22 protein-coding genes are annotated in these 22,320 nt (G+C 65.5%); 16 read left to right on the forward strand and 6 right to left on the reverse strand.

Going from position 1 to position 22,320, the window contains the following annotated elements; translation table 11 throughout:
- Positions 1–137 precede the first annotated feature (137 nt).
- The 3 genes from U5A58_RS30010 to U5A58_RS30020 are packed head-to-tail and all read left to right on the forward strand — an operon-like array spanning position 138 to position 4,189.
- Complete coding sequence (locus tag U5A58_RS30010; protein ID WP_321964143.1) at positions 138–1,127, forward strand: DedA family protein/thiosulfate sulfurtransferase GlpE; 990 nt, start codon at positions 138–140, stop codon at positions 1,125–1,127.
- A gap of 46 nt (positions 1,128–1,173) precedes the next feature.
- Positions 1,174–2,919, forward strand: coding sequence for an FAD-dependent oxidoreductase (locus U5A58_RS30015; RefSeq protein WP_321914451.1), 1,746 nt, complete (start codon positions 1,174–1,176; stop codon positions 2,917–2,919).
- Positions 2,912–4,189 (forward strand): winged helix-turn-helix domain-containing protein, encoded by a 1,278-nt coding sequence (locus U5A58_RS30020; RefSeq protein ID WP_321964145.1) that lies wholly within the window; start codon positions 2,912–2,914, stop codon positions 4,187–4,189. The genes U5A58_RS30015 and U5A58_RS30020 overlap by 8 nt, the downstream gene beginning before the upstream one ends.
- A gap of 64 nt (positions 4,190–4,253) precedes the next feature.
- On the opposite strand, the gene U5A58_RS30025 is transcribed toward U5A58_RS30020, so the two are convergent.
- A complete protein-coding gene (locus tag U5A58_RS30025; RefSeq protein ID WP_321914453.1) occupies positions 4,254–4,529 on the reverse strand; it encodes a hypothetical protein in 276 nt (91 codons plus the stop codon).
- A gap of 639 nt (positions 4,530–5,168) precedes the next feature.
- Between U5A58_RS30025 and U5A58_RS30030 the strand changes: the two genes are divergently transcribed.
- The gene (locus tag U5A58_RS30030; protein WP_321914454.1) at positions 5,169–5,480 is read left to right on the forward strand and encodes a thioredoxin family protein; all 312 of its coding nucleotides are present in this window, start codon (positions 5,169–5,171) and stop codon (positions 5,478–5,480) included.
- Positions 5,481–5,578: 98 nt separating this feature from the next.
- Here U5A58_RS30030 and hpaR read toward each other — a convergent pair whose 3' ends face one another.
- Complete coding sequence (hpaR, locus tag U5A58_RS30035) at positions 5,579–5,977, reverse strand: homoprotocatechuate degradation operon regulator HpaR (RefSeq protein WP_133183917.1); 399 nt, start codon at positions 5,975–5,977, stop codon at positions 5,579–5,581.
- Positions 5,978–6,160: 183 nt separating this feature from the next.
- Here hpaR and U5A58_RS30040 point away from each other — a divergent pair, with 183 nt between their 5' ends.
- The 7 genes from U5A58_RS30040 to hpaI are packed head-to-tail and all read left to right on the forward strand — an operon-like array spanning position 6,161 to position 12,083.
- Positions 6,161–6,931, forward strand: a complete 771-nt coding sequence (locus U5A58_RS30040; protein WP_321964146.1) for a fumarylacetoacetate hydrolase family protein — start codon at positions 6,161–6,163, stop codon at positions 6,929–6,931.
- A complete protein-coding gene (locus U5A58_RS30045) occupies positions 6,928–7,683 on the forward strand; it encodes a fumarylacetoacetate hydrolase family protein (protein WP_321964148.1) in 756 nt (251 codons plus the stop codon). Before U5A58_RS30040 ends, U5A58_RS30045 begins: the two co-directional genes overlap by 4 nt.
- Positions 7,684–7,717: 34 nt before the next feature.
- Positions 7,718–9,175, forward strand: a complete 1,458-nt coding sequence (hpaE, locus tag U5A58_RS30050; protein WP_321964150.1) for a 5-carboxymethyl-2-hydroxymuconate semialdehyde dehydrogenase — start codon at positions 7,718–7,720, stop codon at positions 9,173–9,175.
- Positions 9,175–10,038: a 3,4-dihydroxyphenylacetate 2,3-dioxygenase gene (hpaD, locus tag U5A58_RS30055; protein ID WP_321964151.1), complete on the forward strand. Its 864-nt coding sequence runs from the start codon at positions 9,175–9,177 to the stop codon at positions 10,036–10,038. The genes hpaE and hpaD overlap by 1 nt, the downstream gene beginning before the upstream one ends.
- Before the next feature lie 15 nt (positions 10,039–10,053).
- Positions 10,054–10,455 carry a 5-carboxymethyl-2-hydroxymuconate Delta-isomerase gene (locus tag U5A58_RS30060; protein WP_321964153.1) on the forward strand — a complete coding sequence of 134 codons (402 nt, stop codon included), beginning with the start codon at positions 10,054–10,056 and terminating at the stop codon, positions 10,453–10,455.
- Positions 10,456–10,480: 25 nt separating this feature from the next.
- Positions 10,481–11,284: a 2-oxo-hept-4-ene-1,7-dioate hydratase gene (gene hpaH, locus U5A58_RS30065; protein WP_321964154.1), complete on the forward strand. Its 804-nt coding sequence runs from the start codon at positions 10,481–10,483 to the stop codon at positions 11,282–11,284.
- Between the two features lie 16 nt (positions 11,285–11,300).
- Positions 11,301–12,083, forward strand: coding sequence for a 4-hydroxy-2-oxoheptanedioate aldolase (gene hpaI, locus U5A58_RS30070; protein WP_321964156.1), 783 nt, complete (start codon positions 11,301–11,303; stop codon positions 12,081–12,083).
- A 19-nt stretch (positions 12,084–12,102) separates the two neighbouring features.
- Here the strand turns inward: hpaI and U5A58_RS30075 are convergent, their stop codons facing one another.
- The gene (locus tag U5A58_RS30075; protein WP_321964158.1) at positions 12,103–12,546 is read right to left on the reverse strand and encodes a MarR family winged helix-turn-helix transcriptional regulator; all 444 of its coding nucleotides are present in this window, start codon (positions 12,544–12,546) and stop codon (positions 12,103–12,105) included.
- A 167-nt stretch (positions 12,547–12,713) separates the two neighbouring features.
- Here U5A58_RS30075 and U5A58_RS30080 point away from each other — a divergent pair, with 167 nt between their 5' ends.
- Together U5A58_RS30080 and U5A58_RS30085 are read left to right on the forward strand one after the other, a co-directional pair.
- Positions 12,714–13,484, forward strand: coding sequence for a class II aldolase/adducin family protein (locus U5A58_RS30080; protein WP_321964160.1), 771 nt, complete (start codon positions 12,714–12,716; stop codon positions 13,482–13,484).
- 4 nt (positions 13,485–13,488) lie between these two features.
- Entirely contained in the window at positions 13,489–14,490 is a 1,002-nt protein-coding gene (locus U5A58_RS30085) for a 2-dehydropantoate 2-reductase (RefSeq protein ID WP_321964162.1), read from the forward strand.
- Positions 14,491–14,492: 2 nt separating this feature from the next.
- Here the strand turns inward: U5A58_RS30085 and U5A58_RS30090 are convergent, their stop codons facing one another.
- Positions 14,493–15,782 carry an MFS transporter gene (locus U5A58_RS30090; protein ID WP_321964163.1) on the reverse strand — a complete coding sequence of 430 codons (1,290 nt, stop codon included), beginning with the start codon at positions 15,780–15,782 and terminating at the stop codon, positions 14,493–14,495.
- Here U5A58_RS30090 and U5A58_RS30095 point away from each other — a divergent pair.
- From U5A58_RS30095 to U5A58_RS30105, 3 genes are all read left to right on the forward strand, one after another.
- Positions 15,766–15,912 (forward strand): hypothetical protein, encoded by a 147-nt coding sequence (locus U5A58_RS30095; RefSeq protein ID WP_321964165.1) that lies wholly within the window; start codon positions 15,766–15,768, stop codon positions 15,910–15,912. The genes U5A58_RS30090 and U5A58_RS30095 overlap by 17 nt on opposite strands.
- 309 nt (positions 15,913–16,221) lie before the next feature.
- Entirely contained in the window at positions 16,222–19,128 is a 2,907-nt protein-coding gene (locus U5A58_RS30100; RefSeq protein ID WP_321964167.1) for a mechanosensitive ion channel family protein, read from the forward strand.
- Positions 19,129–19,429: 301 nt separating this feature from the next.
- Positions 19,430–19,831, forward strand: a complete 402-nt coding sequence (locus U5A58_RS30105) for an FKBP-type peptidyl-prolyl cis-trans isomerase (RefSeq protein WP_321914466.1) — start codon at positions 19,430–19,432, stop codon at positions 19,829–19,831.
- A 72-nt stretch (positions 19,832–19,903) separates the two neighbouring features.
- Here U5A58_RS30105 and U5A58_RS30110 read toward each other — a convergent pair whose 3' ends face one another.
- Complete coding sequence (locus U5A58_RS30110; RefSeq protein WP_321964169.1) at positions 19,904–21,238, reverse strand: nitrate/sulfonate/bicarbonate ABC transporter ATP-binding protein; 1,335 nt, start codon at positions 21,236–21,238, stop codon at positions 19,904–19,906.
- A gap of 14 nt (positions 21,239–21,252) precedes the next feature.
- Positions 21,253–22,320, reverse strand: a 1,068-nt coding sequence (locus U5A58_RS30115) for an ABC transporter permease subunit (RefSeq protein ID WP_321964170.1), incomplete at its 5' end; no start/stop codon positions are given.

The raw sequence follows: 22,320 nt of genomic DNA on the forward strand, positions 1-22,320 counted from the left end.
TGCCCGCCGCACACGGCAGGCATTCGCACGCGCTCCTACAGGGGGTCGCTTGCACGCCTACGAAATGCGTCCATAATCTTTACGTTACCCTCCTATCTTTCCCGTTCATCGCTTAAACGCGCAACGGAAGTAAGCCGATGCTACATGACCTCATCGCGCAGTACGGGCCTGCGCTGGTGTTTATCAATGTGCTCGCCGGATCGCTAGGGCTGCCCGTGCCCGCGATGCCCGCGCTCGTGTTGTTCGGCGCGATGGCGGCCATGCATCCCGGATCGATCGGCCAGCAGGTCGCGCCGGTGCTCGGGCTCGCCATTATCGCCATGCTGATCGGCGACAGCGTGTGGTTCATGGCCGGGCGCCTCTACGGCGGCAACACGCTCAAGACGCTCTGCAAACTCTCGCTTTCGCGCGACACCTGCGTAAAAAAGACCGAACGCTTTTTCGGCCGCTGGGGCGTGCGCGTGCTCGCGATCGCCAAGTTCGTGCCGGGACTGTCGCTCGTTTCCGTGCCGTTGGCCGGCGCGATGGGCGTGCCCTACCGCCAGTTCGTCGGCTTCGACGGCATCGGCGCGGCGCTGTGGTCCGGCACCGGGCTGCTTATCGGCGTGATGTTCGCACCGCAGATCGACATGATGCTCGCCGGTGCAAGCCGCCTTGGGCGCTTTGCCGCTGTCGTGGTGGTTGTGCTGCTGTTGCTCTACGCGACCTACCGTTGGCAGCGCCGCCGGCAACTCATCAAAAAGCTCGCGAGCGCACGCATCACGGTGGACGACCTCTACCGCGCAATGGGCGCCAAGCCGCCGCCCGTGGTGTTCGACATTCGTTCAGAGGAAAAGCGCAAGCTCGATCCATACATCATTCCGGGCGCGTTATTCGCCGACGAGCGCAAGCTCGACGAGATCGTCGGCAAATATCCGAACGACCAGAAGCTCGTGATCTATTGCTCGTGCCCCAATGAAATTTCCGCGGCCTGGATGGCGAAGAAGCTCGTCGAGGCCGGCTTTACCGATGTGGTGCCGCTCCTCGGCGGCCTCGACGCGTGGCGCGATGCAGGCCGCACGCTCGAGTCGCTCCAGCTGATGGCCCACGCCGAAGTCCCGGTCAACATCACGCCTAAAGCTGTCTGATCCGGGCGGCCCGCTCCCGAGCCGCCCGCACGAGGAGAACCGCCAGATGGGCACGATCACCGAAGCCGAGGTTCCGGAATCCGCGGAACTTCCTTCCGCGAGCCGCCACTCCGACACGCAGCCGCAACCCGCTGAAGCGCCGTTCTCGACGCTCTCCACGCGGCGCCACCAGATGTTCCCGCAGCTCACCGACGAAGAAGTCGCGCGCCTTGCCCGCTTCGGCGAGCAGCGCCACTATGCGGCGGGCGATCTGCTTTTTCGCACAGGCGAAACCGGTCCCGGCATGTTCGTGCTGCTCTCCGGTTCGGTCAAAGTGTTCCAGCGCGACGGGCTGGGCCGCGAGCGGCTCATCGTCGAACATGGGCGCGGGCATTTCCTCGCCGAAGTGGGCCAGCTTTCGGGCGGCCCGGCGCTCGTGGACGGTCTCGCGCTCGAACCCGTCGATGCAATCCTGATTCCGCCCGAGCAGTTGCGCGCGGCCATCGTCGCCGAAGCCGAGCTCGGCGAGCGCATCGTGCGCGCGCTGATCCTGCGCCGCGTCTCGCTAATCGAAAAGGGCGCGGGCGGCCCGATTCTCGTGGGCAAGCACGACGATCCCTCACTTGTTTCGCTGCAAGGCTTTCTCTCGCGCAACGGCCATCCGTATTCGGTGGTCGACGAGCGCGACGAAGGCATGCTCTGCGTAGTCGAGCGTTTCGCCGCGCGCTGCGAGGACCTGCCGCTCGTGATCTGCCCCGACGGCTCGGTGCTGCGCCATCCCAGCGCGCCCGAACTGGCCACGTGTCTGGGCATCCTGCCCGAGCTCGACGGCCAGCGCGTCTACGACGTCGCCGTGGTGGGCGCGGGGCCGGCCGGTCTCGCCACCGCGGTGTACGCCGCCTCCGAGGGCCTTTCGGTGATCGTGCTCGATTCGCGCGCGCCGGGCGGCCAGGCGGGCGCAAGCTCGCGCATCGAAAACTACCTGGGCTTTCCCACCGGCATCTCGGGCCAGGCGCTCGCGGGCCGCGCGTTCGTGCAGGCGCAGAAGTTCGGCGCGCACGTGGCCATTCCGGTCACGGTGCGCAGGCTGTTCTGCGATGAGGAACCGCGCCGGCTCGAAACCTGCAGCGGCGACGTGCGCGCGCATACCGTGGTGATCGCGAGCGGCGCGGTGTACCGCAAGCCCGCGATCGAGGGCATCGACCGCTATACGGGGCGCGGGATCTATTACTGGGCCTCGCCGGTCGAGGCGAAACTCTGCAAGCACGAGAACGTCGTGCTGGTAGGCGGCGGCAATTCGGCGGGCCAGGCGATCGTCTACCTCTCCACGCATGCGCGCCAGATCGACGTGCTGATCCGCAAGACCGGATTCGAATCGACGATGTCGCGCTATCTGATCGACCGGATTGCGTCGCTCGCGAACGTGCGGGTGCACGGACGCAGCGAGATCGGCGGCCTGGGCGATGACGGTGGCACGCTCACGTCGGTGCGTTTGAAGACGCCGTGCCCGGAAGGCATCGACCATTTCGATTCGCGCCACCTGTTCCTCTTTACGGGCGCCGACCCGAACACGGGCTGGCTGCGCGAGTGCGGCGTGAAGCTCGACCCGCACGGCTTCGTGCTGACGGGCGACAACGAGTCGTGCAGCCTCGCGACTTCGGTGGAGGGCGTCTACGCGATCGGCGACGCGCGCGCGGGCTCGACCAAGCGCGTGGCCGCGGCGGTGGGCGAAGGCGCGGCCGTGGTCGCGCAGATCCATCAACGGCTCGCGGCACTGCGGCCGGTGACGGTGGTTGCGGGCGTCCATGCGTGAGCGCGGTGCGAACGTTGCTGATATTGCAGAAGCGCCGAAGGTTGCCGACGCCGGTTCGCCACTAGTTCTGCCGCTCGCGGCGGCGCGCACGCTGCACCTCGCGGCGCAAGGGCTGCTCGCGCCGCCTCGCCGCAAGGCAACGCAGGACGACGTGCTCGACGCCATCCGCCGCATGGCGCAATTGCAGATCGACACGATCCATGTGGTCGCGCGCAGTCCTTATTTCGTGCTGTTCAGCCGCATTGGCGCGTTCGAGCCGGCCTGGCTCGACGCGCATCTCGCGCAAGGGCGCCTGTTCGAGTACTGGGCGCACGAGGCGTGTTTCCTGCCGATCGAAGACTACGGGCTAATGCGCCATCGCATGCTCGATCCTTCCGGCATGGGCTGGAAATACGCGGCCGAGTGGCACGACCAATACCGCGAGGAAATCGATGCGCTGCTCGAACGCATTCGCGCCGATGGCGCCGTGCGTTCCGCCGACTTTGCACGCGCCGAGGGCGACAAGGGCAACGGCTGGTGGGACTGGAAGCCGGAGAAGCGGCATCTGGAAGTGCTGTTCGCAACCGGCGCGCTGATGGTGGCCCAGCGGCACAACTTCCAGCGCGTGTACGACGTGGCCGAGCGCGTGTTGCCAAACTGGAACGACACGCGCGATCTGCCGCCGCGCGCCGAGGCGGAGCGCGAGCTGCTCTTGCGCTCCTGCCGCGCGCTCGGCGTGATCCGTGCGGACTGGGCCGCCGATTACTTCCGCCTGCCGCGCCGCCCGTACGCCGAAGCGCTGCATGCGCTCGCCGACGCGGGCGAGTTGCTGCCGGTGCGCGTGGAAGGCTGGAAGCACGACGCGTTCGTGCATCGCGAGCACGCCCCGCTCATCGACGACGCGGCGAGCGGCAAGCTCGCCTCCACCGTCACGTCCCTGCTCTCGCCTTTCGACCCGGTGGTGTGGGACCGCAAGCGCGCGCTGGCGCTATTCGACTTCGACTACGCCATGGAATGCTACGTGCCGGCTGCGAAGCGCAAGTACGGTTACTTCGTACTGCCGATCTTGAACCGCGGACGGCTTATCGGGCGTGTCGACGCCAAGGCGCATCGGGGGCAGCAGGTGTTCGAGGTGAAGTCGCTGCATCTGGAGCCCGGTGTACGCGCGAGTGGCCGTCTGGTGGCCGACTTGCGCCGGGCGCTGCAACGTTGCGCGGACTGGCACGGCACGCCGGAACTGCGCATCGGCGCCGCGCCGGACGGCCTTGCGGCCGCCCTGCTGGCTGTGTGAGCGTGCGGCTGCCGGATTGGCGAAAGCTGGTTGGCAACAGCGCAGCCGCACGCGTTGGGAAAGACTAGTGCTCCAGCTTGGCGCGCAGTTCGCGCGCCGCCTCCAGCAAACCTTCGTAGCCCGAACGCGCGTGTTGCGGCAAGTCGGGGTCGCCCACCAGCGCACCCAGCGTTTCAACGAGACTGAAGACGAGGCCCTTGGCCGCGCCCGCCGCGATCTTGCCGGATTTCACGCCTTCGTCGACGTGACTAAGGGCGGCGTTCAGACTTTCCAGATCCGGTTGCGATGAACCCTCGCCAGGCTTTTGAGCGTCCTGCTTTTGCGTGTCGTCGCTCGTCATGATGAAGTCGATCTCCCTTGGTGAGCAGTAGTCAAAAGAATCCCGCACTTTTTAATGTTATATACCCATCGGGTGCGGGCGTCCATTCGACGGCCGGCAGCGCGAGGGTCAACGCCAAGTGTGCTCCCGAATCTTCTCACCTTTGCCGCCAGCGCGCAGTGGCCTCGGGCGCGGCGGCTTGTCGCTTCGCGACGCGTGGCGGTGAGAAAACGCCTTGAAATCAGCGCTAATGTGGATTTCGCGCGATGGATTGGCGGGTGCCACGCCTCGTTTCAGACCATCGCCAGGCGTGCGCTTCGTCCTCTCCCGCAAACGCTCACCTTTGCGCTTCGATGCGTGGGTTCACGCGGCTTCGAGTGCGGCGCTCGATCCACTTTCGCTCACCGCATCGCATGCCGGTTTTGTATTTTTCCCCTGTTTTCAAGGCAGATTTGCTCGCGACGGCCTGAGCCTCATGCTCCCGCAATTCGCCGCAAGGTGCGTGAACCGGTGCAAACCTACTCACTCCCGAAAAGCCTCACCTATCAGTTGAATGTCGGTGCGAACCTGAGCGTCGGTGTCGAAGCGAGGCCTGAACGAATCGGAGCAATGCGGTATCGTATGTCGATATCTGCAGATGCCAATGCGAGGAATCACACGATGAGCTACGCAACGAACGCGCCCGCCCGCAAGGAAATCGACTCGCTCGGCGGGGCCGCCGTCGTCGAATTCGGCACCGACTGGTGCGGCTATTGCCAGGGCGCGCAACCGCTGATCGGCGCGGCGTTCGAGCGCAATCCACAGGTGCGCCGCCTGAAAGTGGAAGATGGACCGGGCCGCGCGCTAGGCCGCTCGTTTCGCGTGAAGCTCTGGCCCACGCTCATCTTCCTGCGCGACGGCGTGGAGGTCGCGCGCGTGGTGCGTCCGCAAAACGCCGCCGAACTCGACGAGGCATTCGCTTCGCTCGCCTAGTCTCGCGCGGCTGCCAAACACGGTCCGAACGATCCGCGCGGACCGCTCCCGAAAAACCTCACCTTTACGCGCGAGCCCGCTGAAGGCGCTCGCCGTACTCACTCCTCGAGCCCGGCGAGCAGATCGTCGATCGCGCGATACACACGCTCGACCACCTCCGGTCCCACCTCCGCCTCGAGTGCCTTGTAGCGCGCCTCCAGTTCTTTGGAAATCGCTTTCACGAGCTGATGGCTTTTCTTCGTGAGCGAGACGAGCACGCGCCGCTGGTCGTCGGCGAAACGCTCCTTCGTCACGAGACCGAGCGCCTCCATGCGCGCCAGCACGCCAGCCATGCTCGGGCTGGATATCGTGCACAGGTCGGAAATCTGCCGCGGTTCGAGCGGTCCGCTTTCGTTGAGCGCGCGTATCACGCGCCATTGCTGCTCGGTGAGGCCATGCGACGTGATGAGCGGGCGAAAGCGTTCCATCATCTTTTCGCGCGCGCGCAACAGCAGCATGGGCAGGTTGCGGTGCGCAACGCGAGTGGTCGGACGCGAGGTATCGGACATGGCGGTTTCAACAAAACAAGGAACCGGGCGCCCCAGGGGAAACCCGAAAAAATCTCATCGATGATTGACGACGGATCATAGCAAGCGCACTATCACTCACATATTAGTGTTTCTGTGAAGCGAATCCAAGCCATGTTTTCCGTTGCCGATCACCTGCTGCACGTCGAAGGCGAGGCGCTGCCACGCGACGTTGGCGCCGATGCCGTGCGCGCGTTGCTCGCCAAGGGCGCACGCTGCCGGCCGCCTGTGAGCGGCGCTGTCTACGGCACGCTGCTCAACGACCGCCACGCGCTCGAAGCGCTCGGCGACGCCGTGAACGCGCCCCCCTATAAAGCGCCGCCGCGCGCGCCCATACTCTATTTGAAGCCGCGCAATACCCACGCCGGGCATCGTGCGCGCGTGGCCGTGCCGGGCAGCGAAGGCGTGCAAGTGGGCGCGTCGCTCGGCATCGTGATTGGACGCACCGCCACACGCGTCGCCGTGCATGAAGCGTTCGATTACATCGCGGGTTATACGCTCGTGGCCGACCTGAGCGTGCCGCATGCGAGCGTCTATCGTCCTTCGGTGCGGTTTCGAGCGCGCGACAACTTCTGCGTGATCGGCCCTGCCGTGGTCGCGCGCCGTCATGTGGCCGATCCCGATCAGCTTGTCATTGCCGTGAACGTAGAAGGCGGCGCCGCCTTCAATGCGACTACGGCTACGAACGTTCGAGGCGTCGCCCAGTTGCTCGCCGACGTCACCGACTTCATGACGCTCGCCCCTGGCGACGTCATCACGCTCGGCGTGCCACATGGTGCACCTGTGGCTCAGTCCGGTGCGCGCGCAACCATCGTCATGGGTGACTGGGCGCCGCTCGCAATCGAATTCGTCTCGGCAGGCGTGGCGCCGGGAGAACAGCCATGATGCGCGGACGCGTTGCCTACGCAGGCGCGATACACGAAGCCACACCCGAAGGCAGCCGCGTGCGGCTCGCCGACGGCCGCGTGCGCGAGGAGCATGAAGTCGTGTGGCTCGCGCCGTTCGAGCCCGGCACGATCTTCGCGCTCGGCCTCAATTACGCGGAACACGCGAAGGAGCTGCAGTTCTCGAAGCAGGAGGAGCCGCTCGTGTTCCTCAAGGGGCCGGGCAGCGTGATCGGCCATCGCGGCATCACGCGCCGCCCCGTCGACGTCACGTTCATGCACTACGAGTGCGAGCTTGCTGTCGTAATCGGCCGCACGGCACAGAACGTAAAACGCGAGGAAGCCATGCAGTACGTGGCCGGCTACACGATCGCGAACGACTACGCGATCCGCGACTATCTGGAGAATTACTACCGCCCGAACCTGCGCGTGAAGAACCGCGACGGCGGCACCGTGCTCGGGCCCTGGTTCGTCGAAGCGGGCGACATCGCCGACGTCAACGCGCTCGGCCTGCGCACCTACGTGAATGGCGAACTCAAGCAGAACGGCAACACGCGCGATTTCGTCACCGGCATTGCGGAACTCATCGAGTATTTGAGCGGCTTCATGACGCTCGCGCCCGGCGATGTCATTCTGACCGGCACGCCCGAAGGCGTCGTCAACGTGAATGCAGGCGACGAAGTGGTGTGCGAGATCGACGGCCTGGGCCGTCTGGTCAATACCATCGCGAGCGATGCCGATTACGGGCGCTGATCCGGCAACGAATCGAACTCTGGACTTGTTAGACATGCGAATCGAACATCTGATCAACGGCCGCGCGCACGCAGGGCGCGACTATTTCGAAACCGTGAATCCGGCGAACCAGGACGTGCTCGCGGATGTCGCGCGCGGCGGCGCGGAGGAAGTCGACCTCGCGGTGCGCGCCGCGAAAGCCGCCTTTCCGGCGTGGGCCGCAAAACCTGCCGCCGAGCGCGCGAAGGCCATTCGCAAGCTTGGCGAGCTGATTGCGAAGAACGTGCCGGAGATCGCGCAAACCGAAACGAAAGACACGGGTCAGACCATTTCGCAAACGGGCAAGCAGTTGGTGCCGCGCGCAGCCGACAACTTCAGCTACTTCGCCGAAGTCTGCACCGCCGTGGACGGCCACACGTATCCCACGTCCACGCACCTGAACTACACGCTGTTTCATCCCGTGGGCGTATGCGCGCTCATCTCGCCCTGGAACGTGCCGTTCATGACCGCCACGTGGAAGGTCGCGCCCTGCCTCGCATTCGGCAACACGGCCGTGCTGAAGATGAGCGAGCTGTCACCGCTCACGGCCTCGATGCTCGGCCAGCTCGCGCTCGACGCGGGCATTCCGGCGGGTGTGCTCAATATCGTGCACGGCTATGGCAAGGAAGCGGGAGAGCCGCTCGTCGCGCATCCCGACGTACGCGCGGTTTCGTTCACGGGCTCCACAGCTACGGGCAACCGCATCGTGCAGGCAGCGGGCCTCAAAAAGTTTTCGATGGAGCTGGGCGGCAAGTCGCCGTTCGTAATCTTCGACGACGCCGATTTCGAACGCGCGCTCGACGCCGCCGTGTTCATGATCTTCTCGAACAACGGCGAGCGTTGCACAGCCGGCTCGCGCATTCTCGTGCAGCGCTCGATCTACGCGACGTTCGCGCAGCGCTTCATCGAGCGCGCAAAGCGCATCACTGTGGGTGATCCGCTCGACGAGAAAACCATCGTCGGCCCGATGATCAGCCAGGGCCATCTCGCGAAGGTGCGCACCTATATCGAACTCGGACCGAAGGAAGGCGCCACGCTCGCGTGCGGCGGCCTCGACGCGCCCGCGCTGCCCGACGCTGTCAAGAACGGAAACTTCGTTCAGCCAACCGTGTTCGTCGACGTCGACAACCGCATGCGCATCGCACAGGAGGAAATCTTCGGACCGGTCGCGTGCCTGATTCCCTTCGACGACGAAGCCGACGCGATCCGTCTTTCCAACGACATCGCCTATGGCCTCTCCAGCTACGTGTGGACTGAGAACACGGGTCGCGCATTGCGCGTGGCGGCCGCCGTCGAAGCCGGCATGTGCTTCGTGAACAGCCAGAACGTCCGCGACCTGCGCCAGCCGTTCGGCGGCACGAAGGCTTCGGGCGTGGGCCGCGAAGGCGGCACATGGAGCTATGAAGTGTTCCTCGAGCCGAAGAACGTGTGTGTGTCGCTCGGATCGCATCACATTCCGCACTGGGGCGTGTAATGGGCAAACTCGCGCTCGCCGCGAAGGTCACGCACGTGCCTTCGCTGTACCTTTCCGAACTGGACGGCCCGCACAAGGGCTGCCGCCAGGCCGCCATCGACGGTCACCACGAGATCGGCCGGCGCTGCCGCGAGCTTGGCGTTGACACGATCGTCGTGTTCGATGTGCACTGGCTCGTCAACAGCGAGTACCACATCAACTGTGCGCCGCGCTTCGAAGGCATCTACACGAGCAACGAGTTGCCGCATTTCATCAAGAACATGCCGTACGCGTACCCCGGCAATCCGCAGCTTGGTCACCTGATCGCCGATGTCGCGAACGAAATGGGTGTGAAGACCCGCGCACATAGCGAAACGACGCTCGACCTCGAATACGGCACGCTCGTGCCCATGCGCTACATGAACGGCGACCAGCATTTCCGCACCGTCTCGGTGGCGGGCTGGTGCATGTGGCACGACCTCGCCACGAGCGCGCGCTTCGGCTTGGCCGTGCGCCGCGCGATCGAGGAGCGTTACGACGGCACGGTGGCGATACTCGCGAGCGGGTCGCTGAGTCACCACTTCGCCAATAACGGCACGGCCGAGCAATTCATGCACAAGGTCTGGGACCCGTTCCTCGAAGCGACCGATCGAAACGTTGTGGCGATGTGGGAGCGCGGCGACTGGAAGACCTTTTGCGACATGCTGCCGATGTACAACGAAAAGTGTTGGGGCGAAGGCGGCATGCACGACACGGCCATGCTGCTCGGCGCGCTTGGCTGGGACCGCTACGAAGGCCGCGCGGAAGTCGTCACGCCATACTTCGGCAGCTCGGGCACCGGGCAGATCAACGCGATCCTGCCCGTCACGCCCTTGCCGGTCTGAACAACGGAGCAAGCGATGCCCCATCTCACGCTCGAATACAGCGCCAATCTCGCCGACGCGAGCAACATCGGTCAGCTCTGCGAAGCGCTAGCCCATGTGCTCGACGCTCAACGCGACGAAACCGGCGCACGCGTCTACCCACGTGGCGGTATTCGCACGCGCGCGCTGCGTTGCGAACAGTACTTCGTTGCCGATGGCAATCCCGGGAATGCCTTCCTGCATGGCTGCCTGAAGATCGGTGCGGGCCGCTCGCAAGCCGTGCGGCGGGCGACCGGCGAGGCGCTCTTCGAAGCGATCAAGCAGCACTTCGCACAAGCCTTCGCTTCGCACGGCCTCGCGCTTTCGCTTGAAATCGTCGAGTTCAGCGAGGAAGGCGCGTGGAAGCACAACAACCTGCACGCCCGGCTCAAAACCTGAGCGCACGCGCGCACTGGAATTCATGATGCTAGATCAGCAAACCATCCGCGAGCTGGCCACGCAGCTCGACGAAGCGGAACGCACGCGCACGCAGCTGAGGCATTTTTCGCGCTCGCATCCGGACATGACGATCGACGACGGCTATGCGATCCAGCGCGAGTGGGTCAAACTCAAGCTCGCGGCAGGCCACACGATCAAGGGCCGCAAGATCGGCCTCACGTCGCGCGCCATGCAGCGCGCATCGCAGATCGACGAGCCCGACTACGCACCGCTGCTCGACAGCATGTTCATCGCCGCAGGCAGCGATATTCGCGCGGACCGTTTCATCGCGCCGCGTGTGGAGGTGGAACTGGCGTTCGTATTGAGCCGGCCGCTGCAAGGACCCGACGTCACGCTCTTCGACGTGCTCGACGCGACGGCCTATGTCACACCGGCCATCGAGATCATCGACGCGCGCATCGAGCAGTTCGACCGTGACACCAAGGCGCCGCGCAAGGTCTTCGACACGATTTCCGACTTTGCGGCCAACGCTGGCGTCGTGCTGGGCGGCCGCCCGGTCAGGCCGCTCGACGTGGACCTGCGCTGGGTCGGCGCGCTGCTTTACAAGAACGGCGCCGTGGAGGAAAGCGGACTCGCGGCGGCGGTGCTCAACCATCCGGCCACGGGCGTCGCCTGGCTTGCCAACAAGCTCGCGCGTCACGATGAGCGTCTCGAAGCCGGCGACGTGATTCTGAGCGGCTCATTCACGGCCCCGATTCCCGCCCGCGCGGGCGATACGTTCCATGCCGATTACGGCCCGCTCGGCGGCATCGGCTTCAATTTCGCCTGATCAGGATTCCATAGCAATGTCCGCACCCACCAACCCTTTCAAGCGGGCGCTCGCGCAGGGCAGCCCGCAAATCGGCCTGTGGGCTGCGCTGGCCGACTCGTACGTGACCGAGCTGCTCGCGAACACGGGTTTCGACTGGCTCCTGATCGACGGTGAGCACGCGCCCAACGATCTGCGCAGCACGCTCGCGCAACTCCAGGCCGTCGCGCCCTACCCCACGCACCCGATCGTGCGGCCCGTGCGCAACGACGCCGCCATCATCAAGCAACTGCTCGACATCGGCACGCAAACGCTGCTCGTACCGATGATCGAGAACGCAGACGAGGCACGCGCCGCCGTGGCCGCGACGCGCTATCCGCCGCACGGCGTGCGCGGCGTAGGCAGCGCGCTTGCGCGCGCTTCGCGCTGGAACGGTTCCGCCGATTATCTGCATCACGCTGCAGAAGAACTGTGCGTGCTGGTCCAGGTGGAGACGGCAAGCGCACTCGCGCAGCTCGAGGCAATCGCGCACGTGGAAGGCGTGGACGGCGTGTTCTTCGGCCCCGCGGACTTGAGCGCTTCGATGGGCCTGCTCGGCCAGCCGGGCTCGCCACAGGTGCGCGCAGCAATCTGCAAGGGTATCCGCACCGTGCGCGCGCAAGGCAAGGGCGCGGGCGTGCTCGCGGCCGATCCGGTCATTGCGAACGAGTATCTCGAAGCGGGTGCGACGTTCGTTGCCGTGGGCAGCGACGTGTCGTTGCTTGCGCGCAGCGCGAGTGAACTCGCCGCGAAATTCCGCCAGCCTGCGGCGCGCGGCTAGCGCGCTTCATTCGCCTGCTTCACTCGCCCTCTTCCCCGCTCGCCACGAGCTTGGCCAGCACGCCCGCCAGCACTTCGCGTTCGTGCTCGCTCAGCGTGGCGAGAATCGCGTCGTTCGTCGCCTTCGAGATTGTCGCCGCGCGCCGGTAGGTGCTGCGCCCCTGTGCGGTGAGCGCCACGAGCACGCCGCGCGCGTCCGCCTCGTTCGAAGTCTTGACGAGCAGGCCCTTGCGTTCGAGCACGTCGGTGGCGCGGCTCGCCTGGCTGCGGTCGAGATTCGACACGCGCCCGAGATCCGACACCGACAACGATCCGAACGCGCCCACGCTGAGCAGCAGCCGCGCCTCCGTGAGCGAGAGCGAAAGCGCTGCCTCGAACGCGTCGCTCATCGTGCGGTCGGTCTGTTTCTTGAGCACATGGAGCCGGTAGGTGAACAGCTCCGCAATGTTGAACTTCCCCGTCATTCGTCTTCTCGCCTGGTTTTCACCGGCCGCGAAATGCGGCCACGACATCAGGATAGCATCGATAAAAGCCCTTTTCTGCAGGCATTTCACGGAAAAATTGATGCTTGCACACGCATTTATTTGCGCGTAGGATCGGCGTGATCAGAGCCAGCCATGAGGAGACGTTCATGAATGAAAACATCCAGCGCTCGCGCCCCGAATGGTGCGACCCCACGGAATGGGAAACGCGCGTACAGCTTGCCGCCGTCTATCGCGTGTTTCATCTCATGGGCTGGACCGAACTGATCTTCAACCACATTACGCTGCGCGTGCCCGGGCCGCACAAACATTTCCTCATCAACCCGTTCGGGCTCACGTATGACGAAATCAAGGCCTCGAATCTCGTCAAGATCGATCTCGAAGGTAACGTCCTGAGCCCGAGCGAGTATCCGATCAACCCGGCCGGCTTCGTGATCCACAGCGCCATTCATGCAAACGTGGAAGACGCGCATTGCGTCATGCATACGCACACCACGGCCGGGCTCGCGGTGGCGTGCATGGAAGGCGGTCTCGCGTATACGAACTTCTATTCCGCGCAGTTGCACGACATGGTCGCGTATCACGACTTCGAAGGCATCACCGTGCACGCCGAAGAAAAATCGCGCATTCTGAAGTCAATGGGCGACAAGCGGCTGCTCATCCTGCGCAACCACGGGCTGCTCTCGCATGGCGTGACGCTTGCGCACGCGTTCGCGCTGCTATGGACGCTCAATCGCGCGTGCGAAGTGCAAGTCGTGACCGATTCGATGCGCGGGCAGGCGCTGCCGATCGCACCCGCCATTACCGAACGTGCGACGCGCGACGCGCTGCAGTTCTCGCCCGCCCATGGCGCGGGCCAGAACGTGCTCGACGCACTGATTCGTCGTGTCACGCGCATCGACCCCTCATATCAGGAGTGAAAGGTTGAACACCCCGAATCAAAAGATCACTGTCGTCGGTGGCGGCGCAATTGGCGGCCTGATCGCGGCGCGTCTTGCGCGTGCGGGCATCGCCGTGAATCTGCTCGCGCGCGGCGCGCATCTCGAAGCGATCCGCCGCGACGGTCTCACGGTCATTGAAGGCGACACGCGCTACACGCAATCCGTCAACGCCACCAGCGACGCCGCCTCGCTCGGCGCGCAAGACCTCATTTTCATTTGCCTGAAGGGCCAGGCGCTCGCGCAGTCGGCGGCTTCGCTCGCGCCGCTCGTGGGTCCGCACACGCATATCGTCTCGGCGATGAACGGCGTGCCCTGGTGGTTCCTGCACGGATTCGGCGGCACGCACGCGAACGGCCGGCTCGAAGCGGTCGATCCAGGCGGCGTCGTGTCAGCGGCGTTGCCGCCTGCGCACGCTTCGGGCTGCGTCGTGCATCTGTCGTCGTCGATTGCGGGGCCGGGCGTGATTCGCAAAGGCGGCGGCAATCATTTGATCGTCGGTGAAGGCTCGGCGCCCATGGCCGCGCGTGCGCGGGAGGCGCGCGAGTTGCTCGCGCGCGCTGGCTTCGAGGTCACGAAAGCCGCGCCCATTCAAGCCGATATCTGGGCGAAGCTCTGGGGCAACATGACGATGAACCCCATCAGCGCGCTCACGCGATCGACCGCCGACGTCATTCTCGACGACCCGCTCACGGCGCAGCTCGTGAGCGCGGTCATGGCCGAAGCGCGCGCGCTTGGCGAAGCGCTCGGCATTCGTCTCGCGATGACCATCGAGGAGCGCAACGGGATCACGCGCAAACTAGGTGCGTTCAAGACCTCGATGCTGCAAGACGTGGAGGCGGGCCGCTCGCTCGAAGTCGATGCGCTCGTCGGCGCGCCGTATGAACTGGCGCAGCGCGTGGGCATCGCGGCGCCGTCGCTCGGCCTGCTGTATGGTCTTGCGCGCCAGCTCGATTCGAATCTCGAAGCGGCGCGCCGGGCAAGCTAGCATCAATCCTCGAGCGGCTTGCCCGTGAGGTCGCGAATGAACGGCAGCGCAAGGCACGAGATCGCCACGCACGCCATCACGTACCACGCGGGCGCGAGCAGATTGCCCGTGGTCTTGACGAGCCAGGTGGCAACGGTCTGCGCGAAACCGCCGAAAATCGCCACGCCGATGCCATAGACAATCGCCATGCCCGTCGCGCGCACGGCGCGCGGGAACATCTCAGGCAGCATCGTGATGGAAGGTGCGGCCTGCAGCGCGAGCAGCACGCTCAGGCCGCCCACGGTAATCAGGAGACGCGTGGCGTCCGGCTCACTCGTCAGCCAGAGAAACGCCGGATAGATCAGCAGCAACACGCCCACGCGCGGCCAGAAGATCAGCGTACGGCGGCTGAAACGATCGCACAGCATCCCCGAGAGCGGTCCCACCACGAAAGTCACGACGCCCGAGACCAGCCCCGCCAGCAACGCCGTGGGCGCGGGCACCTTCAATTCGTGAATCGCATAGGTCGGCATATAGAACGTGACGACATAGGCCGTGACCGTGGAGCCGATCGTCAGCAGGATGCCGAGCGCCGCGCGCCGCCAGTGGTCGCGCACCACGGTGAGCACTGGCATGCGCACCACGCTCGCCTGCTCCGGCAACTGCTCGTCGAGGCGCCGGCGAATCCACATGCCGATCGGCGCGATCGCCACACCCATGAGAAAGGGCACGCGCCAGCCCCAGGCGAGCAGCATGTCGGGCGTGAGGAAGGTCGTCAGGAGTCCTGCCATCAGCGCACCGAGCGAAACGCCGATCCCCTGGCTCGCAAACTGGAAACTGCCGAGCAGCCCGCGATTGACTGGCGTACCCGCCTCGATCAGCAGCGTGGTGGAGGCGCCCACTTCGCCGCCCGCGGAAAAGCCCTGCAGCAACCGCGCGAACACGATCAACACCGGCGCGGCCACGCCGATCTGCGCGTAGGTGGGAGCCAGGCCGATCAACATGCACCCCAGCGCCATCATGAAAATCGTGAGCGTCATGGCAGGCTTGCGGCCGGCGCGGTCGGCGTAGGCGCCAATCACGATGCCGCCCAGCGGCCGCATGACGAAGCCCACACCGAAGGTCGCCACCGAGGCCAGCAACTGCCCGTAGCTCGACATGGTGGGAAAGAACAGCTTGCCGATGGTCAGCGCGAAGAAGCTGTAGACGGTGAAATCGAAGAATTCGAGCGCATTGCCGATCGTCGCGGCGACGATCAACTGCGTGCGGCTCAGTTTGCCCTTGCGCACTCCGGTCATGCTGACGCTGTTCATGGCTCTCCTCGTCGGCCTCTGGCGGGCCTGGATGGTGGACCATGCAACGTTAGCATTCGCCCGGGCGCACGCGCCACTGATCAAAACCCGCGGAGGCGGCGGCATCCATCTGCCGATGAAGCGTCCCTGATATCGGCGCCCGGCGTGCGCGCGTCATCCGCGTTCGTAAGGTAAAAGAGGCATACTCCCGCAATAGTCAGCACTCTCGTTGCGCGCGCCGCGCCGTTTTTTTGCGGTTCCGCAAACGCCATGTGGCCCACCCACGCATAAAGTGGGCACCAAAATTGCGGCAGCGCGTCGAACGTTCCGGCGAATCGGGCGACGGCAAGCTGTGCGCCACGCCAAAGCGCTTCCTGCCGCGCGTTTCGTCCCCGCTGTCTTTTCAATCTGCCGCCACTGATGGGTCGCCGCAGTCGCGCCCTGTATGCCAATGACAAGGATGTCCCTTTCTTTTGCCTTTCGGTCCGCGCGCATTTCGCGCCCGCGTGCCCTCTTCGCTGTACTCGCTGTTTTATCCGGTCTGATGCTCGCGCTCGGCGCGTCTGCCGCATCAGCAGCGACACCGGCCAGCCTTGCTGAAGCGCTCAAGCCCGGCGCGAGCCCGGCGCATCCCGCCCAGCCTGCCGCGCCCACGCCCGACGCCAACACAAGCACCCCCGCCGCACCCGTTGCGCTCACGCCTGCCCAGGCGCAAGCCGCCCTCAAGGTTCTCGACGATCCCGTGCAGCGCGGCCACATGGAAGACACGCTGCGCGCCATCGCCGCCGCCGGTGCGCTGGCCGTGCCCGCCTCGGCTAGCACGCCGGCCAGTGCGCCCGCCGCGGCCTCCGGTGCGTCGGCGGCCACACCGGCTTCCGCGCCGCTCGCAGGCGCGCTGCGCACCAACGGTCTCGTCGTGCAGATCGCCGACAACGCCGCGCACGGCGCGCGCATTGCCGGCCAGCATCTGAACCATACGTTCTCGACACTGCTGGGACTCTGGTCCACGCGCAACTGGTGGCAGGACCATCTGAACACGCCGCAAGGCCATGCACTGCTGCTCGCCCTGCTGCGCGTGCTGCTGCTTACGCTCGTGCCCGCGCTCGCGCTCGCCACGGTGCTGCGCCGCGTCATCGCCACGCCGGAGCGCGCCATTGCCGCGCATCAGGCAGCCAAACAGCGCGAGGAGGCCGCCCTCGCGCAAGACGGCACGCCAACGCCGCAGCAGCCAACGCCCGAAGCGACGGGCACGCGTGTCGCGCTTGCCGCACAAGCGAAAGCCGCCGATGCGCAAGCCGAGGCGCAGGACGAAGCGCTGCGCGAAGCCGCCGGCATGCAACCGGCCGATGGCAAGAACGATCAGGATAGCGATCCAAACGCCGGCCCCAACGCGAACGCGAGCGCCAACGCAACAGCGCGCGCCACGGTGGTCGCGGCGCAAGCCGGGGACAACGCCAACGCCTCGCCGAAAACCGCCGCCGATCGCGCGAAAGAGGCGTACCACGCGCTGCGTGGCGCGCATCACTGGCGCCTCTTGCAGCGTTTGCCGGGCGCGTTGCTCGTGATGCTGCTCGAAGTCGTGCCCGTGGTCGCGTTCGGCCTGTGCGCCGCGGCCGTGCTCTCGTTCTTCGGTCCCAATGACGCCGCGCCTGCCGAAGCGGTCGGCCATATCGTCGATACCTATGTGATCTGCCGCATCGTCGCCATATTCGGCAAGCTGCTGTTCTCGCCCGACGCGGCCGCGCTGCGCCTCGTGCCGCTCCCCGACGACTGGGCCGCCTACGCGCAGCGCTGGCTCGTGCGCCTCGTCGTGATCGGCGGGGTGGGCGGCGCAATTGGCGGCGCGGTGTCGCTCGGCATGACCGAGGACGCGCATGTCGCGCTCGTGAAGCTTGTCACGCTGATCGGCCACCTCGCGCTCGCCGTGATGATCCTGCAACTGCGCCGCCCCGTGGCCGACGCCATTCGCAACGCCGCCGCGCAACACGGTTCGTATGCGTGGTTCCTGCAGTGGTTCGCCGACATCTGGGTCGGCGTGGCGCTCTTCTTCGTCGTCGCGCTGTGGTTCGTCTGGGCGCTCGATTTGCGCGGCGGCTATGCCGCGCTGGTGCGCTCGGGCGGACTCTCGCTCATCATCATGCTCGCCGGACGCATGTGTGCGATCGTCGTGCTGGGCGCTTTGAGCCGGCTCTTCGGCGTGCGCGAAGACATCGGCAACATGAGCTTCGGGCAGCGTCGCGCCTACCGCTATTACCCGGCGCTGCGGCGCATCGTCATTGCCGCGATCTGGCTCGTGACGATCGACCTGGTGCTGGACGCCTGGGGCGTGCGCCCCGCACGCATTCTCGCGCTCGCGCCCATCGGGCATCTGCTCGGCTCCGCACTGCTCACGATCGCCGTCGCCATCGTGGCCGCCGTCGCGATCTGGGAGGTCGCGAACGGCGCGGCCGAGCGTCGCCTGAACGCGTGGACCGACGCCGGCGACTTCGTGCGCGCCGCGCGCCTGCGCACGCTCCTGCCGATGTTCCGCACCACGCTGTTCGTCTCGATCCTCATCATCGTCGGGCTTACCGCGCTCTCGCAGCTCGGCGTGAATACCGCGCCGCTCATCGCGGGCGCGAGCATCTTCGGCGTGGCGCTCGGCTTTGGCTCGCAAAAGCTCGTGCAGGACTTCATCACCGGCATCTTCCTGTTGACGGAAAACGCCATGCAGGTGGGCGACTGGGTGACGGTGGCAGGCGTTTCGGGCACCGTCGAGTTTCTCTCGATCCGCACCGTGCGCCTGCGCGGCGGCGACGGCTCGCTCTACACCGTACCGTTCAGCTCGGTCACGACCGTGAACAACACGAATCGCGGCATCGGCAACGCGGCGGTGAAGGTGCAGATCGCGCATGGCGCGGATCTGCAGCGCGCGATCGACACGCTGAAGGAAATCGGCGCCGAGATCCGCCAGGAAGACGCGTTCAAGAACGGCATTCTCAGCGACTTCGCGTACTGGGGCGTCGATCAGGTGGATGGCGCGGCCGTGACGCTCGCCGGGCAGATTCAGTGCAAGGACTCGGCGCGCTGGGGCGTGCAGCGCGAGTTCAACAAGCGCGTGTTGCTGCGCTTCACGGAGCGCGGCATCGAGCTGGCGAATCCGCAGCGCAGCTTCCTCGTGGGCATGTCGCACGATGACGATGTCGAAGGGCGCACGTATGGCGACGAGCACGACGACGACGCCAGCGATGATGCCAACGTCGATCGCTCGCGGGCACAACAATCGCGCGGCGCTTCGAAAGCCGCTTCACCAGGGGGCAAGCCGCGCACTGGCCGCACCGGTGCTTCGGGTGACGGTCACGGGTCGTCGAGCGGCAAGCCGAATTGATGCGCGAATTGAAGCGCTGACCTCGCAGCCGGTGCGCGGCTCTGGCGCGCCGGCCTCACCCTTCGTTTCGCACCGCGAAGCTCCCGAAAAAGCTCACCAATACGATGCAAGCCGCGCCGCGACGCAACGCTGACGGCGTAAAGTTCTCCGTCTAATCAAGGGTCTGCGCGCGGTGACAGGGTGCGCCGCACGCGCGGCGCGGTGAGTCCCGAAGAAGCTCACCTTTTCAGTTCCCGGCCACGAACCGGAGCCCACACGAGGCTCCCGATATAATCAACGCGCCATTCAACGAGGACTTCTCATGAAATCACTGATTGCCCTGGTCGCCGCTGCCACCGTTGCAACGACCGCGTTCGCCGCCAACACAATCGACAAATTGCCGTCGGGCGTCGTCGTCGAACACCTCAAGCAAGGCACCGGTCCGCAACCCGCCGCCACCGACGTCGTGCGCGTGAACTATCGCGGCACGCTCGCGAACGGCACCGAATTCGACAGCTCCGACAAGCATGGCGGCCCGGCGAGCTTCCCGCTCAATCGCGTGATTCCTTGCTGGACGCAAGGCGTGCAGAAGATGAAGGTCGGCGGCAAGGCGAAGCTGACCTGCCCGGCGGCGACCGCTTACGGCGATCGCGCCGTCGGCCCGATTCCGCCGAACAGCGACCTCACGTTCGAGATCGAACTGCTCGGCATCGGGCAGCAATAAGGCCAGCCGATTCTGCAGGCGAAAAAAACGGGCGGTTAAACCGCCCGTTTTTGCTTTTGCGAGGACCAGGCCTTATGCCTCGACGTCCTCGAGACTGAAGATCTCAGTCTGGTCGTTATACGAAAACACCTCGCCATAACGGGCCCATTCGACCACGGTATCGAGCGTTTCTTCCGCGGCGACATCGGAAAGCACGTCCTCCAGCTCCTGTTCGAAGCGCACGCGCGGCGCGCGATGGCCAGGCCGCTCGTCGAGCACCTTCTTGATGCGCGCCGCAAGCGGCACGTTGCGCAGCAGGTGATCGGCGAACATGAGCTTGCGCGCCTGCGTGCCCATCTCCGCAAACACGCGCGCGGGCGGCGTGAGCAGCACATCGCCTTCGCGCACGTCGGCAAAGCCGAGCTGCTGCAGCATTTCCACGATCGGGAACAGGTCATCCACTTCCAGATGCAGCGAGCGCGCGATTTCCGGCATGTCGGCGCGGCCGTGATACGGCGCGGCCGCCAGCGTCTCGATCAGACCGGCCATGATGTTGGTCGACACGTCCGGCAAGCGGCTGCCCACTTCGAGACGGCGATGCGTGGCCTCGGCGGCTTCGCGCGCGGTCATCTTCGCGTAGATGTCGTCAACGAGTTTGCGGAAGGCGGGGTCGAGCCGGTTACGCGGATGCTTGAACGGCACCTTGATTTCAGCCGACACGCGCCCCGGGTTCGACGAGAGCACGAGAATGCGGTCGCACATGAACACCGCTTCCTCGATGTTGTGCGTGACGATCAGCACCGACTTGATCGGCAGGCGACCTTGCGTCCACAGGTCGAGCAGGTCGGTACGCAGCGTTTCGGCCGTCAGCACGTCGAGCGCGGAGAACGGCTCGTCCATGAGCAGCAGCGTCGGGTCGACCACGAGCGCGCGCGCAAAACCCACGCGCTGACGCATGCCGCCCGAAAGCTCGCGCGGATAGGCGTTTTCGAAGCCGTCCAGACCGATCAGGTCGATCGCCGCCAGCGCGCGCTCTCGGCGCTCGCGCGCGCCCACGCCTTGCGCCTCCAGACCCGCTTCCACGTTCTGCAGCACGGTGAGCCACGGGAACAGCGCGAAGGTCTGGAACACCATCGACACGCCTTCGGCCGGCCCTTCGAGCCGCTTGCCGAGCCAGTTCACCTCGCCTTCGGTCGGCTCGATGAGCCCGGAGATGATGCGCAGCAACGTGGACTTGCCCGAGCCGGAACGGCCCAGCAAGCCAACGATCTCGCCCTCGCGCAGCGTGAGGTTCACGTCGTCGAGCACGAGGCGCTCGTCCTCTTTCTTCGCGAAACCGCGCGAAACATGCTTGACGGCGAGCACTTCCTGGCCGGGGGCGGGCCGCATCGGCAGCAGGTCGGATGAGACGATTTTCGGATTCAGCATGATGTCACTCCATCTCAATCGAGGCGCAGCCGGGACTCGGCGTACGTGTACAGCGGACGCCAGAGCACGCGGTTGAACAGCGTAACGAACAGGGACATCATCGCGATGCCCAGAATGATCTTCGGGAAGTCGCCAGCGGCGGTCGTTTGCGCGATGTAGGAGCCAAGGCCGTGCGCCACGACCTTCGTGTCGCCCCACTGCACGAACTCGGAGACGATGCTCGCGTTCCATGCGCCACCGGAAGCCGTAATCGCGCCCGTGATGTAGTACGGGAAAATGCCCGGCAGCATGGCTTTCTTCCACCATTGCCAGCCGCGAATGCGGAAGTTCGTGGCCGCTTCCTTGTAATCGTTCGGATAGGCGCTCGCGCCTGCGATCACGTTGAAGAGGATGTACCACTGCGTGCCGAGCACGATGAGCGGCGAGAGCCAGATGTCCGGGTTCAGGTGAAAGCGCACGATCACGATCACGAACACCGGGAACAGCAGATTGGCCGGGAACGCCGCGAGGAACTGCGCGAGCGGCTGGACCTTCTCGGCGAGCGCGGGGCGCAGGCCGATCAGCACACCGAGCGGCACCCAGATCACCGAGGCGATGGCGATCAGCAGCATCACACGCAAGAGCGTGATGAGCCCGAGCACGAACACGTGCCAGACTTCATCGAGCGTCACGCCCGTGCGCACATACGCCACCACGTGCCACACCACGAACACGGTCAGCGCGATCACGATCACGGCCCACACGATGTCGCCAAGACGCGAGCGCTTGCTGATCGTGGTGACGACGGGCAGCGACTTCGGCAGTTGCACGCGCAACGGAATGCGCGCGAGCGTGGCGAGCATGAAGCCCATCGGCACGAGCAGGCGGTGAATGAGGCGCGTGCGGCGAATGAGGTCGAGCAGCCACGACTCCGGCGCGTCGCCCGAGCTCGTGTTCTCCATGCGGAACTTGTCGGCCCACGCCACCAGCGGGCGGAACAGGAACTGGTCGTACGCGAGAATCACGACGATCATCGCGAGAATCACCCAGCCCACCGCGTGCAGATTCTTTTCCGCGATCGCCTGGGCAAGATACGCGCCAAC

It is taken from the genome of Paraburkholderia sp. J7, assembly GCF_905220155.1.
In the GTDB taxonomy this organism is placed as follows: domain Bacteria; phylum Pseudomonadota; class Gammaproteobacteria; order Burkholderiales; family Burkholderiaceae; genus Paraburkholderia.